Raw genomic sequence first — 19409 nt, 5'->3', positions numbered from 1 at the left:
GTGGGGCGGCGGACGCCCCCGGGGGAACACGCGGAAACACGCGGAACGCGACGCACCGCAGGGTTTCTTCGCGAAGCGGACGTACGACGATAGAGATAGGCGTCACACGCGGCGACCGCCGCACGATCGCCGGTGCCCCCGTCCACTCCGCCCACCCGATACGGAGCGTTCCATGGCCACTTCGACACAACCGCCCACCGCGCCGTCCGCCGCGCCGGCCGCCACACCGGCCGCGGAGCTGATCGCCGCCGCCGACGCGCACGGCGCGCACAACTACCACCCCCTGCCGGTCGTCGTCGCCTCGGCGGAGGGCGCCTGGATGACGGACGTCGAGGGGCGGCGCCACCTCGACCTGCTCGCCGGCTACTCGGCGCTCAACTTCGGCCACGGTCACCCCCGGCTGCTGGCGGCCGCGCGGGCCCAACTGGACCGGCTCACCCTCACCTCGCGCGCCTTCCACCACGACCGCTTCGCGGCCTTCTGCACCGAACTGGCCGAGCTGTGCGGCATGGAGATGGTGCTGCCGATGAACACCGGCGCCGAGGCGGTGGAGACCGCCGTGAAGACGGCCCGCAAGTGGGGGTACCGGGTCAAGGGCGTGGCCGAGGGCCGGGCCAGGATCATCGTCGCGGAGAACAACTTCCACGGTCGCACCACCACGATCGTCAGCTTCTCCACGGACCCGGAGGCCCGCGCGGACTACGCCCCCTACACGCCGGGCTTCGAGGCCGTCCCCTACGGCGACCTGGAGGCGCTGCGGGCCGCGATCGACGCCGACCCGGACAACACCGTGGCCGTGCTGCTGGAGCCGATCCAGGGCGAGGCCGGGGTGCTGGTGCCGCCGCCGGGCTACCTGGCGGGCGTGCGGGAGCTGACCCGCGAGCGGAACGTGCTCTTCGTCGCGGACGAAATCCAGTCGGGCCTGGGCCGCACCGGGCGGACGTTCGCCTGCGAGCACGAGGACGTGGTGCCGGACGTGTACGTGCTGGGCAAGGCGCTCGGCGGCGGCATCGTGCCGGTCTCGGCCGTGGTGTCCTCGGCAAAGGTGCTGGGCGTCTTCCGGCCCGGCGAGCACGGTTCGACGTTCGGCGGCAACCCGCTGGCGTGCGCGGTGGCGCTGGAGGTCGTCGCCATGCTGCGGACGGGCGAGTTCCAGGAGCGGGCCCGCGAGCTGGGCGAGCACCTCCACCACGAACTGGGCCTGCTGGTGGGCGGCGGCGCGGTGGAGGCGGTGCGCGGCCGGGGCCTGTGGGCGGGCGTGGACGTCGCCCCGTCGCTGGGCACGGGCCGGGAGATCTCCGAGCGGCTGATGGAACAGGGGGTGTTGGTGAAGGACACCCACGGCTCCACCATCCGCGTCGCCCCGCCGCTGGTGATCTCCAAGGAGGACCTGGACTGGGGCCTGGACCGGATCCGCGCGGTGCTGGGCGCCTGAGGAGGCCCGCCCCGTACCCGCGGTACCCGCGCCCCCTCGTCCCCGTTCCCGGGCCCGCCCGCGCCGCCGCCGGGGCCGCCGGGCGGGCCCTTCGCCCGGCGGCCCGCTCTCAGGCCCGCCCCAGACCGTCGCGCAGCACCGCGCACAGCGCGTCCAGGGCCGCGGCGAAGCCGTGCTCCGGTGGGGTGCCGTAGCCGACGACGAGCCCGTCGGGGCCGCCGTCGGGCGCCTCCGGGTGCCGGAATCGGGCGAGCCCCTGCACGGCCACCCCCGCCCGCTCCGCCGCCCGCAGCACCGGCTCCTCCGTACCCGGCGGCAGTTCCAGCACCGCGTGCAGCCCGGCCGCGATGCCGGTGACCCGCACCTCGGGCGCGCGTTCGGCGAGGGCGGCCGCGAGCCGGTCGCGGCGCCGCCGGTAGCGCAGTCGCACGGCGCGCACGTGGCGGTCGTACGCGCCGCACTCGACGAAGTCGGCGAGCGCGAGCTGGTCGAGGACGCCGCAGGTCTCCGCCGTCTCCCGCCGGGTCTCCAGCACGGCCTCCAGCAGGGGGCCGGGCACCACCGCCCAGCCCAGCCGCAGCCCCGGTGCCAGGCTCTTGGCGGCGGTGCCGAGGTAGACCACCCGGTCGGGGTCGAGGTCCTGGAGCGCGCCGACGGGCTGACGGTCGTAGCGGAACTCGCCGTCGTAGTCGTCCTCCAGCACCACTCCCCCGACCGACCGCGCCCAGTCGACGGCGGCCGCGCGCCGATCGGGGTGGAGGGAGGCACCGGTCGGGTACTGGTGGGCGGGCGTGAGGAGCACGGTGTGCGCCCCGGTGTCGGGCAGGGCCGTCACGTCGGCGCCCCGGTCGTCCACCGGCAGCGGCACGGTGCGCGCGCCGGCGCGCTCCAACAGCTCCCGGTGGATCCACAGTCCGTACGACTCCACCGCCACCGTGCCGCCCAGCACCTCGCCCAGCAGCGCCAGGGCCCGCACGAAACCGGCGCAGACCACGATCCGCTCCGGGTCGGCGCGCACGCCCCGCGCGCGGGCGAGGTATCCGGCCAGGGCCCGACGCAGTTCGGGGCGGCCACGCGGATCGCCGTAGCCGAAGGCGGCGGCGGGCGCGGCGGCCAACACCCGCCGCACCGAGGTGAGCCAGGCCGAGCGCGGGAAGGCGGAGACGTCCGGGCGCCCGGAGCGCAGGTCGTGGCGGGGGCGCGGGGCCGTGTCCGGGGGTCGGGCGGCCCGGCGTTCGACGACCGGTCGCCGCGCGGCCGACGAGGACGGGTGGGCGACCGGTTCGGCGCGGGGCGCGACACGGGTGCCGGAGCCCTGCCGGGCGACGAGCCACCCTTCGGCGACGAGTTCGGCGTAGGCGTCGGCCACGGTGTTGCGGGCGACGCCGAGGTCGGCGGCGAGCGAGCGGGAGGACGGCAGTCGGGTGCCGGGGGCGAGCCGGCCGGTGCGTATCGCCTCGCGCAGGGCGCGCATCAACGAGGCCCGCAGCCCGCCCGGACCGCCGAGGTCCAGATGGAGGTCGCCGCCGCCCGAAGTGGCCCAGGAATCCCGCACGGAAGTGGACCATACTCCTGGGCTGCCCCCCTTCTAGGGTCGTCCGCATGACGACTGCTCACGCGCACGGCCCGCGCATGAACCTCTGGAAGCACGCCCCCGACGTCTACAAGGGCATGGCCGCCTTCGAGGCCGCCGCCTCGAAGGGGCTGGACCCGGTCCTCGCCGAGCTGGTCAAGATCCGTGCCTCGCAGCTCAACAAGTGCGCCTTCTGCCTCGACATGCACTTCTCCGATGCCCGCGGGCTGGGCGTCTCCCAGCTCCGGCTGGACCTCCTCGACGCCTGGGAGGAGGCCCCCGGCCTCTACACCGACAAGGAACAGGCGGCGCTCGCCCTCACCGAGGCGATCACCCGGCTCGACGGCGGCACGCCCCAGGGGCACTACGTCCCGGACGAGGTGTACGAGCGGGCGGCCGAGCACTTCGACGAGGCCGAACTGGCCCACCTGATCGCGCAGATCGTCTCCATCAACGCCTGGAACCGCTTCCAGGTGGCCACCCGCGCGGTCCCCGAGTCCCTGAAGGGGGACGGGCCGCGGTGACCGTCCGCGATCCGGGCGCGGTGGGCGCGGCCCGTGTCGCCTTCGGCGGCTCGCCCCACGTCCGCACGGCCGCCGCCGTCGCGCGGACGGCGGCCGGGCCGTACGGTGGCCGGGGACGTCTTTGAGTCAACCTGCCGCCGGTCCCGCCGCAATCGCGGTAAGAGGTTGCGCGCGGCCCGGCGGTTGGTGACGATCTCTCAAAGGCGCCGAGGGACCGGCCGACCGCCCCGCGGCGCCGTCCCCTCAGGACCCGAAGACGACGCGGCGCGGAGCCGGAAAGGACAGGCCGGTGGCAGCGTCTCCCCTGCGCTTACCAGGCCGCCGCCGTGCCCGGTTCCGGCAGATGCAGCGCACCTGCGAAAGGCTCCTCACCGAGGCCGGCATCCTCTTTGGGCACGACGGCACGGGGGCCCTCGCGGGCGCGGCGGGCACCACGGACATCACGGCCGTCTGCGAGCAGGTGGGCCGAAGGCGCGGGCGCGCCATCCGCCTGACCCCCATGGAACTGGAGGAGCCGCTGCTCCACGGCCTGTGGATCGCCCTGCCGGACACCGACGTCATCGTCTACCGGGCGAACACCAGCGGGCCCCACCAGGAGCACATCATCGCCCACGAGCTCTCCCACATCATCTGCGAGCACGACTTCGGCGCGCTCCCCGGGCCGGCCACCCCGGCGAACCTCTTCCCCGGCGCCGATCCGGACCTCGTCCGCCGGTCCCTGAAGCGCTCCGCCTACGACGACCGGGCGGAGCAGGAGGCCGAGATGATGGCGTCGCTCATCCTGGCGCGAGCCCGCCGCCGGACCGTCCCGCCCCCCGGGGACGCCACCGCCCTGACCCCCGAGGACGCCACCGTCATGGCCCGCGTGGAAAGCGTCGTCGGCCGCGGATGATCTACGACGTCCTGTCCCACGTGTGCGCCTTCGTCGGGCTCGCCGCGTTCTGCTACCGGCTCCCCGAGCTCCTGCGGCGCAGGACCGACCCGGCGCTGTGGGCCCTGGAGACCTACTTCCTGTGCTCCGGGATCAGCTTCCTCATCGACCTCAACTGGCTGCGCGACGACGTCTCCCGCCTGTTCGGCTATCCGAACCTGACCACGATCATGACGCAGGCCGCGGTGGTCGTGCTGACGGCCGCCCAGCAGGTCGTCCTGGTCCACTGGTCGCACCCGCCCGAGCGGGCGGCGGTCCTGGCGAGACGGCGCGTGCGGGCCTTCTCCGTCGCGCTGGTGGTCCTGGTCGTCCTGTTCTTCGTCGTGGAGCCCTACCGGCAGACCGCGTCCGCCGAGGGCACCCTGCTGAGCAACATGCGGGACCGCGACTACGCGGGATACCTGCTCCTCTACATCACCGTCTGCGCGGTGGGGCAGGTCGGGGCCGTCCGGCTGTCCTACCGCTACGCGCGCATCGCCCACCGCACCTGGCTGCGCGCGGGCATGTGGACGGTCACCGCGGGCGCCTCGCTCATCCTGGTCTACTGCGCCATCCGCTACACCCAGACGGCCGGCACCCAGCTCGGCCACGACATGAGCGCCTGGGAGCCCGCCTACTGGCTGGCCGGGAGCGTGGGGGCGCTCCTCCAGGTGTTCGGCTGGACCGTGCCGTCCTGGGGTCCGGCCGTCTCCGCCTGGCTGCGCGGCTACCGCTCCTACCTGCGGCTGCGCCCCCTGTGGTGGGCCCTGTACGAGGCGGTGCCGACGATCGCGCTCGAACCGCCGCCGAGGAGGCCGCTGGACCGGCTCCCGCCGGCCGACCTCGACTACCGGCTCCACCGCCGCGTCATCGAGATCCTCGACGGGTACCACGCCCTGGGCCCGCACCCGCCCCGCGGCGCGGAGCGGGGCTCCCCCGCCCACGAGGCGCGTCTGCTGAGATCCGCCCTCGACGCGCGGGCCGGGGTCCCGGCCGCGCCCCCGCCCTCCGCGCCGGCTCCGCCGCCACCGCCGGCCGACCGCCGGGGCGGCCTCGGCGACTTCACGGAGGAGGTGGCCTGGCTGTCCGAGGTGGCCAGGTCCTTCGCCCGGCTCCCCGCCGCGCGGGCCGCCACCCCGCGGGCCACCGCCCCGCGGGGAAGCGACCGTCCCTGACCCGCCAGGACCGACCCCGCCAGGAAACCGATGGAACCCCAGACACCCCGGGCAGGCCGGGCGGCCCGGACGTCCTCCCCGCCGGACGTCCGCGCCATGACGACCGAACTCCTCGCGCTCGACCGGACGCTGGGGGCACGCCACGCCGCCCCCGTGGCGATGCGGTCCGTGCGGATGGTCGAGGCGGCGGGGGCGGCCGTCCCGGCCGGTACGGCGGGCGCGGACCTCGCGGAGTTCTTCGAGGTCGCCGCCTGGATCCTGTTCGACGCCGAACGGCACGGGCCGTCGTACCGGCTCAACCGGCGGGCGCTCGCCCTGGCCCGGCGCCTCCCGGAGGAGGAGCGCTCCATCGAGCTGCTGGTCCTGTCCGTGCTGAGCATGCAGCAGACCCACCTCGGACACCCCCGCGCTTCCCTGCGCACCTCCTCGTCCGTCCTGGCCCGCAGGGACCTGCCGCCACGGGTGGCCGCCCTGTTCCACGTGCGCGAGGCACGCGCGCACGCCCGGCTCGGCAGGAGGGCGGCGGCGCTGCGCTCCCTGGCCGCCGCCCGGGAGATGTCCGCGGACGGGCCCTCGGACCGGGACCCCGCCTGGAGCTGGTGGTTCGACCGCGCGGAACTGGACGGCCACCACGGACTCGTCCTCGCCGACCTGGGGGACGCGGAAGGGGCGGCGGCCCTGCTGCACGCGGCCGCGGCCTCCGACGGCGGCCCCGCCTACCGCGCCCTGTTCGCCGCCGACCTCGGCCGCGTCCTGGCCCGCGCGGGCGCGTGGCGCGAGACGGACGCCTGGCTGTCCGCCCTGGCCGAGAGCGCGCCCCGCATGGGGTCCGTACGGGCCCTGAACTCCCTGCGGCGGGCGATCGCCGCCGTCGACGGAGGCCGCCGCGTGCCCCGCGGACTCCGCGGCACCACCCGAGACCTGACCGAGCTGCTCGCGCGGGAACTCCCCCGCGAGCGGCACGGTGAAGGACATGTCCACCACCTGCCCACCGAACCGCCGGAGTTCCGATGAAGCCGCACACCTCCCGCCGCGTCCGCCTCTGCGTCCTTCTGGCCGCCCTCGTCTGCGCGGCGGGCGCGTCCACCGCCTTCACCACGGCGCTCCAGGGGCGGGACGACAGACCCGCCGTCGCCGCCCGCGCCGAGGAGTTCGAAGCCGGCGTCTCCGCCCACACCAGGCCGTACGTGCGCACCCAGCTCTTCTTCGGCACCGGCCGCCACCACGGCGAACCGCCGATCACCGAGGAGCAGTTCATGGACTTCCTGGACGAGTACGTCACCCCGCGCTTCCCCGACGGCCTCACCCTCCAGGAGGGCTACGGCCAGTGGCGCGACAAGACCGGGTCCGTCAACGGGGAGCGCTCCTACGAGTTGATCCTGCTCTACCCCGCGAAGACGGCGAAGGCCCACGACGACGACATCGAGTACCTCCGCGACCGGTACACCGAGATGTACGGCCTGGAGTCCGTCGGCCGGGTGGACGAACTCGTGCGCGCCGACTTCTGAGCCCCCGCCTCCCCCGCCCGATCACCGCCCCGGTCCCGCGGTCGCGGGACCGGGGCGCGGGGACACGGCCGGTCGCGCGTACCGCTCCGCCTGCCGGTGGATCCGCCGGCCGGGGGAGGGTGGCGCACCGGCGCCGTCCCTGCCGCGCGGCGCGGCGGCGGACCGCGGAGGCGCTTCCCGACGCGCCTGCTTTTATTGGGAGTTGGGCGACGGGGGTCCTTGCTACGGTGGCTCGATGACATCGGTCAAGCAGGTCCAGGTCACCTTCGACTGCGCGGACCCCGAACGCCTCGCTCGCTTCTGGTGCGAGGTGTTGGGGTACGTCGTGCCGCCGCCCCCGGAGGGGTTCGCCACCTGGGGCGATTTCGACCGCTCGCTGCCGCCCGAGGATCAGGGGTCGGCGTTCGCCTGCGTTGATCCCTCGGGCGTGGGCCCGCGACTGTTCTTCCAGCGCGTTCCCGAGGAGAAGGTCGTCAAGAACCGGCTGCACCTCGACGTGCGGGTCGGCACCGGACTGGTGGGGGAGGAGCGCCTGGCCGCGCTTGAGGCCGAGTGCGCGCGCCTGGTCGCGCTCGGCGCGGTACGCGTGCGGCTCCTGCTCGCCGACGGAGTCAACGAGTCGTGCCTGGTGATGCAGGACATCGAGGGCAACGAGTTCTGTCTCGACTGAACGTCCCGCGAGTCGACGGGGCGGGAAGCCGTCTCCCGTCTCGGCCGGTGCGCGGCGTGTCGCCTCGCGCGCGACCGCTGTCCCAGGCGCGTCCTGCTCGGCGGTGCCCCCGGCGAGGCCGGCCCGAGTGGCGTCGTCACCCGTGCCCCGAAGCGTCCGGTGAAGACCCTTCCGGCGGTCGGGTGCCGCTCCCCAAGGACGACGGCGGGCCCGGAACGCGCACGCGCTCCGGGCCCGTGGCCGTGCGACCCCTACGGGGTCAGTTCTTCGGGAGCCACTTCTCCCAGGTGTCCTTGTTCTCCTTCACCCACTTGGCCGCCGCGTCCTCGGCGGACATGCCGTCGCCGGCGATCCACTTGGCGACCTCGTTCTGCTGCTCGGTGGACCAGTTGAAGTTCTTCAGGAACTCCGCCGCGTCCCCGCCGTTCTCGGCGAAGTCGGCGTTGAGGTACTTCTGCAGCGGGGTGTTGGGGTAGGCGCAGGCGACCTTCTCCGGGTCGGCGTCGCAGCCCTCGGTGTACTCGGGCAGCTTCACCTCGACGAAGTCGATCTCGGCGTTCAGCCACTGCGGCGTCCACCAGTACGTCAGGAAGGGCTTCTTCTCCTTGACGTACTTCCTGATCTGGGTGATCTGGGCCTGCTCGCTGCCCGCGTAGACCGTCTTCAGGTCCAGGTCGAGGTTCTTGATGATCGCGTCGTCGTGGGTGGTGTACGACGGCGAGCCCTCCAGGAGCTGGCCCTTGCCGTTGCTCTCGGTGGTCTTCAGCTCGTCGGCGTACTTGTCGAGGTTCTTCCAGTCGGTGACGTCGGGGTGCTCGTCCGCGAAGTACTTCGGGACGAACCATCCGATGTGGCCGGTCACACCGAGGTCGCCCGCCGGTACGACGGTCTTCTTCTCCTCGATGTAGAGCTTCTCCTTCTTGGGGACGCCGCCCCAGTCCTCCAGGATCGCGTCGACCTTGCCGCTGTCGAGCGCGTCCCAGGCGACCGGCTCGTCCATCTGCTGGAGCTTGACCTCGGCGTCGAGCTCCTCCTCCAGCAGGTGCTTGGCGACGGCCGCGTTGGCCTCGGCACCGACCCAGGAGGGGACGGCGATGGTGACGGTGTCCGATCCCCCGGAGGAGGCCCCGGTGTCGGCGGCGCCGCAGGCGCCGAGGGCCACCATGCCGAGCGCGCTCGCGCCGGCGACCAGGGTGGTGCGTATCCGTCTGCTGTTCGTACCGGTGTTCATGCCGGACTTCTCCTTCTGTGGTGTGTACAGCGGTGCGGGGGTGTGGGGGTGTGGGGGTGTGGGGGTGTGGGGCGCGCGGGGTCAGCGGCGGGCGCCGCGGTCGCGGGCGGACGCCGGCTGGGTGATCCGGTCCAGGAACACGCCGAGGCAGACGATCGCCGCGCCGGAGGTCAGCCCGATGCCCAGTTCGCTCTTCTGGAGGGCGTAGACGACGTCGTAGCCGAGCGCTCCGCCGCCCACCAGGCCGCCGATGACGACGATGGCGAGGACCAGGACGACGCCCTGGTTGACCGCCAGCAGCAGGGCGGGCCGGGCCAGTGGGAGCTGGACCTGGCGGAGCTGCTGGCCGGTGGTGGCGCCCATGGAGCGGGCGGCCTCCAGCGCGGCCGGGTCGGTCTCCCGGATGCCCTGGGCGGTGATGCGGACGACCGCCGGCAGCGCGTAGACGACCGCGGCGATGATCGCGGCGGTGCGGCCGACGTTGAACAGCGCCACCACCGGGATGAGGTAGATGAACTGCGGCATCGTCTGCATCACGTCGAGCACCGGGCGGATCGCCCGGTCCACCCAGGACACGCGGGCGGCCAGGACACCGACGGCGACGCCCAGCAGCAGGGTGACCAGCAGGGCGGCGAGCACCTGCGAGAGGGTGTTGAGCGAGGCGGGCCACAGCCCCATGACGCCGATCGCCGCCAGTGCGGCGGTGGCGGTCAGGGCGGTGCGCCAGGTGCCGACCAGCAGGGCGAGGGCGGCGGCGGCCAGCAGCAGCAGCCACCAGGGGGTGCCCTGGAGGCCGTCCCGCAACGGGTTGAGCACCCAGCGGGCGAAGTTCTCCGACCAGGTGGCGGTGCCGCCGACGACGGGGATGCCCGAGCCGAGGTGGTCGGTGATCCAGGCGACGGCGGTGTTGACCGGTTGGGAGATGCCCACGGTCCAGTTCTCCGGCCACTCCCGCCCGAGGGCGGCCGGGCCGGCCACCGAGGCGACCGCGACGACGGCGACGGCGCCGGCCCGACGGGCCCAGGCGCGCGCCCGGCTCACCGGGCCGGAGGAGGAGGTGTCGTCCATTCGCTCGCCGGCGGCGGCGGTCGTGCGGTCCAGCCAGACGGCGATCAGCACGATGGCGATGCCGGGGACGAGTGCCTGGCCGACGTCCACGCGGGACAGGCCGGTGAAGACCTCGTCGCCCAGGCCGCCCGCGCCGATCATCGAGGCGAGGACGACCATCGACAGACACATCATGATCGTCTGGTTGAGGCCGAGCAGCATCTGGCGGCGGGCCAGTGGCAGCCGGGCCGTCCACAGCCGCTGCCAGGCGTTCGCGCCGAGCGAGGTGGACGCCTCCAGGGCGGCCGGGGCGGCGCCGCGCAGGCCGAGCGAGGTGAGCCGGGCCATGGGCGGGGCGGCGTAGATGACGGTGGCGATCAGGGCCGAGGGCGTGCCGATGCCGAAGAGCAGCACGAACGGCAGCAGGTAGGCGAACGCCGGCATCACCTGCATGGTGTCGAACACCGGGCGCAGCACCTTCTCGCAGCGGTCGGAGAGCCCGGCGGCCAGGCCCAGGAGGGCGCCGACGGCGGCCGAGGCGGCGACCGCGACGGCCATCAGCGCCAGGGTCTCCATGGCCGGCTCCCACATGTCCAGCAGCCCGATGACGGCGAAGGTGCCCAGGGCGGTGGCGGCGGTGCGCAGGGCGCGGCGGCCGAGGTTCGCGCCGCCCGCGTACCAGGCGAGGACGGTGGCGGCGGCGGTGACGCCCGTCCAGCCGAGTCCTTCGAGGAAGGCCAGCACACCGTCGACGGCGAGGACGGCGTTGTTGCCGATGTGCAGCAGGAAGTAGAGGAACAGCCAGTGCGAGTCGCGGTTCTCGACCAACCAGGTGTCCAGCTCCTCCAGCGGGGAGCGGAGGTCGTAGGTGAGGGCGCCGGGCCAGCTGCCGCTGCCCCACAGCGAGGCGGCCGTCGGGATCGCGACGACGGCGATCAGGGCGAGGACGAGCAGTCTTCTGTGGCGGGCGGGGCTCCCGCCGCCTCGCGCGGTGGTCCGGCGCAGGAGGCTCGGGCGGGGCGGTCGGTCGTCCTCGCGGGGGTCGGGTCCGGCGTGCGGCGCCGGGTCGGGTCTCGAAGTCGGCGGGGAGGGGATGGGCGCGGTGGCGGTCATACGGCGGCCACCTCCCCGCCGGTGGTATGGGAGCCACCAGGGTCGGGGTCCACCCCGGCGACGACGGACAGCAGCCGGGCGTGGTCGACGACGCCGAGGGTGCGGCCCCCCTCCACCACCCGGACGTGCTCTCCGCCGCGGGCCACGGCCTCGATGGCGTCGGCGACGACGGTGTCGGGGCCGAGGGGGACGCCGCCGTCGGCCTCGCCCGCCGCCGCCGGCCGCATGGCGCGACGGACGGAGATGACCTGCTCGCGGGGGACGTCGCGGACGAAGTCGCGGACGTAGTCGTCGGCGGGCGCGGCGACGATCTCCTCGGGGGTGCCGAGCTGGACGATCTCGCCGTCGCGCATCAGGGCGATGCGGTCGCCGATGCGCAGCGCCTCCGCCAGGTCGTGGGTGATGAAGACCATCGTGCGGCCCTCCTCGCGGTGGAGCCGGATGACCTCCTCCTGCATGTCGCGGCGGATCAGCGGGTCGAGGGCGCTGAACGGCTCGTCGAAGAGCAGCACCTCGGGATCGACGGCGAGGGCGCGGGCGAGGCCGACGCGCTGCTGCTGGCCGCCGGAGAGCTGGCCGGGGCGGCGGTCGCCGAGACCGGCCAGGCCGACCTTCTCGATCATCTCGCCGGCGCGGGCGCGGCGTTCGGCCCTGCCCACGCCCTGGATCTCCAACCCGTAGGCGACGTTGTCGACGACGGTGCGGTGGGGCAGCAGGCCGAAGTGCTGGAAGACCATGGCCGCGCGGCGGCGGCGCAGTTCGCGCAGCCGGGTCCGGTCCATGGCCAGGACGTCCTCGCCGTCGATGTGGAGGGTGCCGGCGGTGGGTTCGATGAGCCGGGTCAGGCAGCGCACCAGGGTGGACTTGCCGGAACCGGACAGTCCCATGACGACGAACACCTCGCCGCGGGCGACGTCGAAGGAGACGTCGCGCACCGCGGGGGTGCAGCCGGTCCGCTCGCGCACCTCGGCGGCGGACCGGCCCTCCAGGGAGGCGTCGCCGGGGACGCGGTGGGCCTTGGTGCCGAAGACCTTCCACAGGTGACGGACGGAGAACACCGGGTCGGTGCCCGGGGCGGGGGCCCCGTCGGGGGCCCCGTCGGGGGCCCCGTCGGGGGTCGTACTGGCAGCGGTGGTCACGCGGCACCTCCGGGGGCCGTGGCGGGCTGGTCGTCGCGGAGCAGGTCGGCGGCCTTCTCTCCGACCATCAGCACACCGATCATGGGATTGACTGCGGGCATGGTGGGGAAGACGGAGGCGTCGGCGATGCGGACGCCGTCCAGACCCCGGATGCGCAGCCGCGGGTCGACGACGGCCGCCTCGTCGTCGGCGGCGCCCATCCGGCAGGTGCCGGCGGGGTGGTAGACGGTGTGCGCGACCTTGCGGGCGTACTCGCTGATCGCCTCGTCGGTGGTGACGTCCGGGCCGGGGCAGACCTCGCGCTTGAGCCAGCCGGCCAGCGGCTCGGCCTTGGCGACCTCCCGGGCGATGCGGATGCCGTCGACGAGGGTGCGGGCGTCGTAGTCCTCGGCGTCGGTGAAGTACCGGAAGTCCAGGGCCGGCTTGACCGAGGGATCGGCGCTGGTGAGGTAGAGACGACCGCGGCTGCGCGGCTTGGGGATGTTGGGGGTCATCGACACGCCGTGGGGGGGCTTCTCGTAGCCGAGCCGCTCGGGGTTGTCGGTGAAGGGGATCTGGTAGAAGTGGAACATCAGGTCCGGGCCGGGCGACGTCGGGTCCCGGCGGACGAAGAGTCCCGCGTCGGAGTCCATCGCCGAGTTCTCCGGAATGGGCCCGTCGGTCTCCCAGACGATGACCGACTCGGGGTGGTCGAGCAGGTTCTCGCCGACGCCCGGCAGGTCGTGGACGACGGGGATGCCCAGCGCCTCCAGGTCACCGGCCGGTCCGACCCCGGAGTGCAGCAGCAGCCGCGGGGTGTCGACGGCGCCGGCGCAGAGCACCACCTCGCGCTCGGCGGTCACCAGCGTCTCCTCGCCGTCGGCGGTGCGGACGTGGACGCCGGTGACGCGGCGGCCGTCGTCGCCGCCGAACTCCAGGCGGTACGCCCAGGTCTCCAGCCACAGCTCCAGGTTGGGGCGGTCGCCGGCCTCCATGTGGGGGTGGAGGTAGGCGACGGAGGCGGAGGAGCGCTTGTTGGTCTCCGGGTGGTAGGCGAGGTCGAAGAAGCCGACCCCCTCGTGGAACGGCTTGGCGTTGAAGCCCTCCACGCGCGGTACGCCGAGCGCGGCCTGGGCGGCGTCGACGAAGTCGCGGGCGATGGCGTTCCGGTCCTTCTCGTCGACGGCCACGATGTTGTTGCGGAGCCGGTGGAAGTAGGGCTCCATCGCGATGGCGTTCCAGCCGGTGGCGCCGGCGGCCTCCCACTCCTCCCAGTCCGAGGGGAGCGGCTTGAAGGAGATCAGGGTGTTGTGGGAGGAGCAGCCGCCGAGCACCCGGGCGCGGCTGTGCCGGATGTGGGAGTTGCCGCGTGGCTGCTCGGTGGTGGGGTAGTCGTAGTCGAGGTCGCCGCCGAGCAGACCGAGCCAGCGGCGCAGGGTGAGCACGTCGGGCCGGTCGATGTCGGAGGGGCCGCCCTCGATGACGGCGACGGTGGTGTCGGGGTCCTCGGCGAGCCGGGAGGCGATCACCGAGCCGGCCGTACCGCCGCCGATCACCACGTAGTCGTAGGTGGTGTTGCTGGGCATGAGGTGTTGCTCCTGTTGTGTTGCGCGCGGGGGCCGGTGCTCGGCCCGCGCGGAGGGTGTCGATCGGGCGCGGGACTCGACGTGACGATCAGCCGGCGAACCAGCGGACCGGCGCGGGACGCAGGTTCTCGTAGACGTGCTTGGTCTCGCGGTACTCGTCGAGGCCCGACGGGCCGAGTTCCCGTCCGACCCCCGATGTACCAAAACCGCCCCATTCCGCCTGCGGGAGGTAGGGGTGGAAGTCGTTGATCCACACGGTGCCGTGGCGCAGCCGGGCGGCGACGCGGCGGGCACGGGCGGTGTCGGCGGAGAAGACGGCGCCGGCCAGGCCGTACTCGGTGTCGTTGGCCAGGGCGACGGCCTCGTCCTCGGTGCGGAAGGTCTCGACGGTGAGGATCGGGCCGAAGGTCTCCTCGCGGACCACGCGCATGTCGCGCCGGCAGTGGTCCAGGACGGTGGGTTCGTAGAAGTAGCCGGTGGCCGGGCGGACCTCGGACGGTTCGGGCCGCTTGCCGCCGCACCGCACCACGGCGCCCTCGGCGAGGGCGGAGGCGACGTAGTCCTCGGTCTTGTCGAGCTGCTGCTGGGAGGCCAGCGGTCCGCACTCGACGCCGGGCTCGGTGCCGCGACCGAGCCGGATGCGGCGAGCGCGGCGGACGAGCTCGGTGACGAAGCGGTCGTGGACGGACTCCTCCAGGATGAGCCGGCCGCCCGCCGAGCAGACCTGGCCGCTGTGGATGAAGGCGGCGTTGAGGGCCTGGTCGACGGCGGTGTCGAAGCGCTCCTCGGTGGCGCAGGCGTCGGCGAAGACGACGTTGGGGTTCTTGCCGCCGAGTTCCAGGGCGACCTTCTTCACCGTCGGGGCCGCGGCGGCGGCCACCTTGGTGCCGCTGGCCAGGCCGCCGGTGAAGGAGACCAGGTCCACGGCCGGGTGGGAGGACATCCGGGCGCCGACCGGGTCGCCGGCGCCGGTGACGAGGTTCGCCACGCCCTCGGGAAGTCCGGCCTCGGCCAGCAGCCTCACCAGGTGGACGGTGGACAGCGGGGTGATCTCGCTGGGCTTGACGACGAAGGTGTTGCCCGCGGCGAGGGCCGGGGCGATCTTCCAGCTCGCCTGGAGCAGCGGATAGTTCCAGGGGGTGATCAGCGCGCAGACGCCGACCGGTTCGTGGACGACGACGCTGTGCACGTCGGGGCTGCCCGCGTCGACCACGCGTCCGCCGGAGGCGTTCGTCACCAGGTCGGCGAAGTAGCGGAAGGCGGCGGTGACGTCGTCGACGTCGACGCGGCCCTCCTCCAGGGTCTTTCCGGTGTCGCGGGACTCGATCAGCGCGATCTCCTCGCGGTCGCGCTGGAGGAGGTCGGCGGTGCGGCGCAGCAGGGCCGCCCGCTCGGCGGTGGGGGTGTTCGGCCACGTGCCGGAGTCGAAGGCGCGGCGGGCGGCCTCGACGGCGGCGTCGGTGTCCTCGACGCCACCCTCGGAGACGACCGCGAGCACCGTCGCGTCGGCCGGGTCGAGAATCTCTCTGGTGGTACCGGAGGCGGCCGGTCGCCACTGACCGCCGATGTACATGCTCTCGATAGCCGACACGTTCCGTACTGCCTTCCTCGCATGGTGCTGTTACCGCCCGGCGGAGCCGAGCGACCCCGGACCATGCCCCATCTCAACGATTTCATGCTTTGAATCCATGTCAAGTGGCGCGCTTCACACAAGAAACCATGATCAACTTGGGATTTATTTAAATGAATTTAAGGTGATGTCCTGGTATACAGGACATACCGGTCGGTACGCGACGCGTCCGGACGCGCACGGGGAGCAGCGAGTGGGAGGGGCTCGCGGAGCGGGCGGACGGGAGGGACCGGCCGCCGGACGCACGAGGGCCCCCGGCCGGGAAAGCCGGGGGCCCTCGTCTCGGACGGGCCCGTGGAGGGCTCCGCCGATGGGTGACCGAAGGGGTCGGGTCGCTGATCGGTCCGGAACGGTTCCGGATCAGATGAGGCCGAGCCCGCGGACGGCCTCGCGCTCCTCCTCCAGCTCCTTCACGGAGGCGTCGATGCGGGTCCGCGAGAACTCGTTGATCTCCAGGCCCTGAACGATCTCGTACGTCCCGCCGGAGCAGGTGACCGGGAAGGAGGAGATCAGGCCCTCGGGCACCCCGTAGGAGCCGTCGGACGGAACGCCCATGGAGGTCCAGTCGCCCTCCGGGGTCCCGTTGACCCAGGTGTGGACGTGGTCGATGGCGGCGTTGGCGGCGGAGGCCGCCGAGGAGGCGCCGCGGGCCTCGATGATGGCGGCGCCGCGCTTGGCGACGGTCGGGATGAAGTCCTCGGCCAGCCACTTCTCGTCGTTCACGGCCTCGGCGGCGTTCTTGCCCGCGATCTCGGCGTGGAAGATGTCCGGGTACTGGGTCGCGGAGTGGTTGCCCCAGATGGTGAGCCGGCGGATCTCCGACACCGGGGCGCCGGTCTTCTTGGCGAGCTGCGACAGCGCCCGGTTGTGGTCCAGGCGGGTCATGGCGGTGAAGCGCTCGGCCGGTACGTCCGGGGCCGCGGCCTGGGCGATCAGGGCGTTGGTGTTGGCCGGGTTGCCGACGACCAGGACCTTGATGTCGTCCGCGGCGTGGTCGTTGATGGCCTTGCCCTGCGGCTTGAAGATGCCGCCGTTGGCCTCCAGCAGGTCGCCGCGCTCCATCCCCTTGGTGCGGGGACGGGCGCCGACGAGGAGGGCGACGTTGGCGCCGTCGAACGCCTTGTTCGGGTCGTCGGTGATCTCGATGCCGCTCAGCAGCGGGAAGGCGCAGTCGTCCAGCTCCATGGCGGTGCCCTCGGCGGCCTTCAGGCCCTGCGGGATCTCCAGGAGGCGGAGCGCGACCGGCACGTCCGCGCCGAGGAGCTGACCGGAGGCGATGCGGAACAGCAGCGCGTAGCCGATCTGGCCGGCGGCGCCGGTGACGGTGACATTGACGGGAGTGCGGGTCATGGCGGTCTCCGTAATACCTGACAGTGGCGGCTGGGTCCCCGACGTATCTCTACATCAAGAGACTCGGCGTCAGGCTATCCGACGGGCCGCACGCGGGGGCAGCCACCCGCGCATGGAGGGGGGATCGCGGGCGGCCGCCCGGGCGTGTGCCGCACCCGTGGGGGGTTACGGCACCTCGTCTGCCCCGCTTTCCCCACCGTCATGCCGGCGCGTCGCCCGGCCGTCGAGGCGGCGCCCCCGGAACGTCCTGTCGTGCCCGGTGCCGCGCGGGCGGCCCGCACGGATCAGCGGATCGTGAAGTGGACGATGTCCTCCAGGAAGGGGATCTCCAGCCACGCCCCGGGCTGGGCCATCATCGCCAGCAGCACGATCGCGGTGCCCAGCAGGCCGTAGGTCAACACGTCGGTGAAGCGGGAGCGCACCGCGAGGATGCCGACCGACGGCAGTGTCCACCGCAGCACGGCCCCGGCCAGCGTGGACAGGCCGACGATCAGGATGCCCGCGCGGAAGTCGGCGAGCGTCACCAGCAGTCCCGCGACCGTCCCGGCCAACACGCACAGCAGCGGCCACTGCCGGGCGGGCGCGGGGGCGTCACCGGGGGCCGCCCGGCCGCCGCCCTCGGGGCGGGCGGTGTCCCGGGTGACCGACGGGAAGCGCCGGGAGGGGCGCTCGGGCCCGTCGGCACCACCGGCACCGCCGGCACCACCGTCGCCGGCCGGTGTTCCCGCACCCGACGCACCCGACACCCCGTCGGTCCTGTCCCTCTCAGCCGACACGGTCCGTCCCCGCGGCCCGCTCCGCCGCCTCCACGACGTTCGCCAACAACATCGCCCGCGTCATCGGGCCGACGCCGCCCGGGTTCGGCGAGAGCCAACCGGCGACCTCGGCCACGTCCGGGTGCACGTCACCGGCGATCTTCCCCTCCGCGTTCCGGCTGACGCCCACGTCCAGCACGGCCGCGCCCGGTCGGACGTGCTCGGGCCGCACCAGGTGCGGGGAGCCGGCCGCGGCCACCACGATGTCGGCCCGGCGCAGGTGCGCGGCCATCTCGCGGGTGCCGGTGTGGCACAGGGTCACCGTCGCGTTCTCCGAGCGGCGGGTGAGCAGCAGGCCGATGGAGCGTCCGACGGTGATGCCGCGGCCGACGACCGCCACGTCCGCCCCGTCGATCTCCACGCCGTGGCGGCGCAGCAGCTCGATGATGCCGTTGGGGGTGCACGGCAGCGGCGCGGACTCGTTCAGCACCAGGCGGCCCAGGTTCGTCGGGTGGAGGCCGTCGGCGTCCTTGGCCGGGTCCATCAGCTCCAGGACGCGGTTGGTGTCCACGCCGCGCGGCAGCGGGAGCTGGACGATGTAGCCGGTGCAGGCCGGGTCCTCGTTCAGCTCGCGGACGACCGCCTCGATGTCCTCCTGGCTCGCGGTACCGGGCAGCTCGCGCTGGATGGAGGCGATGCCGACCTGGGCGCAGTCGCGGTGCTTGCCCGCCACGTACTTCTGGCTGCCGACGTCGTCACCGACCAGGATCGTGCCCAGACCGGGCTGGACGCCGCGGGCCTTGAGGGCCTCGACACGGACGGCGAGTTCGGACTTGATCGCGGCTGCGGTGGCCTTGCCATCGAGAATCTGGGCGGTCATGGGGCCCATCCTCCCGGATACGGGGGCCGGGGCTCCAATCGCCCATCCCTCCGCCGTCCACGCCCACCCGTTGTGACCACCACGTCACCGTCCGGAGCGGAGGACGGCAACCCGCCCCCTCTCCCACACCATGACGAACAGGGATGGTCCGGGCGGTACCGGGCACTCGTGGCCGTAAGGAAGCGGCGCGGCCCTTCGGACGCGACACCGCGGCCGGACGCGGGCACCGAGGGCCGCACCACCGGGAGACCCGTGCCGCGGTCTCGGTGTCCCGCGGCCGCCGCATCGACCGTCCGGAGGAACCGCCATGAGCAGCTCCGACCCGAACAACCCCTATCGGAACGACCCCTACGGCCCGCCGCCGCACCAACGCCCGGACCCGTCCTCCGAGCACCCGCTCGCACCGCCGCCCGGTCCGTACGGCTCACCGAGCGGGCCGCCCGGGGCGATGCCGAGCAAGGTGAACTCGTCCCGACTGATCTTCTTCATCGCCGGCGGCATCCAGGCGGCCCTCTCGGTGCTGCTCATGATCGCCTTCGCCGCGGCCGAGGACCGTCTGGAGGACACCTACGGCGATCTGGGCGGGGTCGACACCGGCGCCTACTACACGCTGTTCGTCCTCTTCCTGCTCCACGCGATCGCCGGGATCGTGCTCGCCACCAGGTTCCCGCGGGGCGGGAGCGGCCTGCGGATCGCGGCCATCGTCTGGTCGGCGCTGTTGATCCTGCTCGGCATCGCGGCGCTGCCGCTCGGGCTGCTGTGGATCGCCCTGGGCATCGTCTGCGTGGTGCTGCTGGCCTCCTCCGAGTCGGCGGCGTGGTTCGACCGCCCCCGCACCTGAGTCGAGCCCGAGCCGCGCCCGCTCCCCGTCCCGGCCCGGCCCCGGCCCCGGCGCGACGACGCA

General features: G+C 73.5%; 17 protein-coding genes. 8 read left to right on the top strand and 9 right to left on the bottom strand.

The window, feature by feature from the left end:
- The first annotated feature begins 172 nt into the window (after window positions 1-172).
- Window positions 173-1435 carry an ornithine--oxo-acid transaminase gene (gene rocD, locus F0L17_RS16525; protein WP_155071683.1) on the top strand — a complete coding sequence of 421 codons (1263 nt, stop codon included), beginning with the start codon at window positions 173-175 and terminating at the stop codon, window positions 1433-1435.
- Between the two features lie 109 nt (window positions 1436-1544).
- Here rocD and pdxR read toward each other — a convergent pair whose 3' ends face one another.
- Window positions 1545-2990, bottom strand: a complete 1446-nt coding sequence (gene pdxR, locus F0L17_RS16520) for a MocR-like pyridoxine biosynthesis transcription factor PdxR (protein ID WP_338018109.1) — start codon at window positions 2988-2990, stop codon at window positions 1545-1547.
- Between the two features lie 47 nt (window positions 2991-3037).
- Here pdxR and F0L17_RS16515 point away from each other — a divergent pair, with 47 nt between their 5' ends.
- The 6 genes from F0L17_RS16515 (at window position 3038) to F0L17_RS16490 (ending at window position 7795) form a co-directional block, all read left to right on the top strand.
- On the top strand, window positions 3038-3532 hold the full coding sequence (locus F0L17_RS16515) for a carboxymuconolactone decarboxylase family protein (RefSeq protein WP_155071682.1): 495 nt from the start codon (window positions 3038-3040) through the stop codon (window positions 3530-3532).
- A 289-nt stretch (window positions 3533-3821) separates the two neighbouring features.
- Window positions 3822-4424 (top strand): toxin, encoded by a 603-nt coding sequence (locus F0L17_RS16510; RefSeq protein ID WP_155071681.1) that lies wholly within the window; start codon window positions 3822-3824, stop codon window positions 4422-4424.
- Window positions 4421-5617, top strand: a complete 1197-nt coding sequence (locus F0L17_RS16505; RefSeq protein WP_155071680.1) for an MAB_1171c family putative transporter — start codon at window positions 4421-4423, stop codon at window positions 5615-5617. The genes F0L17_RS16510 and F0L17_RS16505 overlap by 4 nt, the downstream gene beginning before the upstream one ends.
- Window positions 5618-5713: 96 nt before the next feature.
- Complete coding sequence (locus F0L17_RS16500) at window positions 5714-6631, top strand: NsdA family TPR-like regulatory protein (protein WP_162466286.1); 918 nt, start codon at window positions 5714-5716, stop codon at window positions 6629-6631.
- Window positions 6628-7125 (top strand): DUF3574 domain-containing protein, encoded by a 498-nt coding sequence (locus F0L17_RS16495; RefSeq protein WP_155071678.1) that lies wholly within the window; start codon window positions 6628-6630, stop codon window positions 7123-7125. Before F0L17_RS16500 ends, F0L17_RS16495 begins: the two co-directional genes overlap by 4 nt.
- A gap of 235 nt (window positions 7126-7360) precedes the next feature.
- Window positions 7361-7795 (top strand): VOC family protein, encoded by a 435-nt coding sequence (locus F0L17_RS16490; protein ID WP_155071677.1) that lies wholly within the window; start codon window positions 7361-7363, stop codon window positions 7793-7795.
- Between the two features lie 259 nt (window positions 7796-8054).
- Here F0L17_RS16490 and F0L17_RS16485 read toward each other — a convergent pair whose 3' ends face one another.
- The 8 genes from F0L17_RS16485 to F0L17_RS16450 all read right to left on the bottom strand — a co-directional run bounded on the left by F0L17_RS16485 (window position 8055) and on the right by F0L17_RS16450 (window position 18505).
- Entirely contained in the window at window positions 8055-9026 is a 972-nt protein-coding gene (locus F0L17_RS16485) for an ABC transporter substrate-binding protein (RefSeq protein ID WP_155071676.1), read from the bottom strand.
- An 81-nt stretch (window positions 9027-9107) separates the two neighbouring features.
- Window positions 9108-11186, bottom strand: coding sequence for an ABC transporter permease subunit (locus F0L17_RS16480; RefSeq protein ID WP_155071675.1), 2079 nt, complete (start codon window positions 11184-11186; stop codon window positions 9108-9110).
- Entirely contained in the window at window positions 11183-12325 is a 1143-nt protein-coding gene (locus F0L17_RS16475) for a quaternary amine ABC transporter ATP-binding protein (RefSeq protein WP_162466285.1), read from the bottom strand. The genes F0L17_RS16480 and F0L17_RS16475 overlap by 4 nt, the downstream gene beginning before the upstream one ends.
- The gene (locus F0L17_RS16470) at window positions 12322-13890 is read right to left on the bottom strand and encodes a GMC family oxidoreductase (RefSeq protein ID WP_155071674.1); all 1569 of its coding nucleotides are present in this window, start codon (window positions 13888-13890) and stop codon (window positions 12322-12324) included. The genes F0L17_RS16475 and F0L17_RS16470 overlap by 4 nt, the downstream gene beginning before the upstream one ends.
- Window positions 13891-13978: 88 nt before the next feature.
- Window positions 13979-15463: an aldehyde dehydrogenase family protein gene (locus F0L17_RS16465; RefSeq protein WP_155073724.1), complete on the bottom strand. Its 1485-nt coding sequence runs from the start codon at window positions 15461-15463 to the stop codon at window positions 13979-13981.
- Window positions 15464-15880: 417 nt separating this feature from the next.
- Window positions 15881-16870, bottom strand: coding sequence for a malate dehydrogenase (locus F0L17_RS16460; RefSeq protein ID WP_155071673.1), 990 nt, complete (start codon window positions 16868-16870; stop codon window positions 15881-15883).
- Between the two features lie 284 nt (window positions 16871-17154).
- Complete coding sequence (locus F0L17_RS27070; RefSeq protein ID WP_162466283.1) at window positions 17155-17646, bottom strand: DUF3017 domain-containing protein; 492 nt, start codon at window positions 17644-17646, stop codon at window positions 17155-17157.
- Window positions 17636-18505: a bifunctional methylenetetrahydrofolate dehydrogenase/methenyltetrahydrofolate cyclohydrolase gene (locus F0L17_RS16450; protein ID WP_155071672.1), complete on the bottom strand. Its 870-nt coding sequence runs from the start codon at window positions 18503-18505 to the stop codon at window positions 17636-17638. The genes F0L17_RS27070 and F0L17_RS16450 overlap by 11 nt, the downstream gene beginning before the upstream one ends.
- 307 nt (window positions 18506-18812) lie before the next feature.
- Here F0L17_RS16450 and F0L17_RS16445 point away from each other — a divergent pair, with 307 nt between their 5' ends.
- Window positions 18813-19346: a hypothetical protein gene (locus tag F0L17_RS16445; protein ID WP_155071671.1), complete on the top strand. Its 534-nt coding sequence runs from the start codon at window positions 18813-18815 to the stop codon at window positions 19344-19346.
- Window positions 19347-19409 lie beyond the last annotated feature (63 nt).

It is taken from the genome of Streptomyces taklimakanensis (assembly GCF_009709575.1).
Classification (GTDB): domain Bacteria; phylum Actinomycetota; class Actinomycetes; order Streptomycetales; family Streptomycetaceae; genus Streptomyces; species Streptomyces taklimakanensis.
The sequence above is the reverse complement of the archived record's forward strand: the minus strand, read 5'-3'. Positions and strand labels throughout refer to the sequence as shown.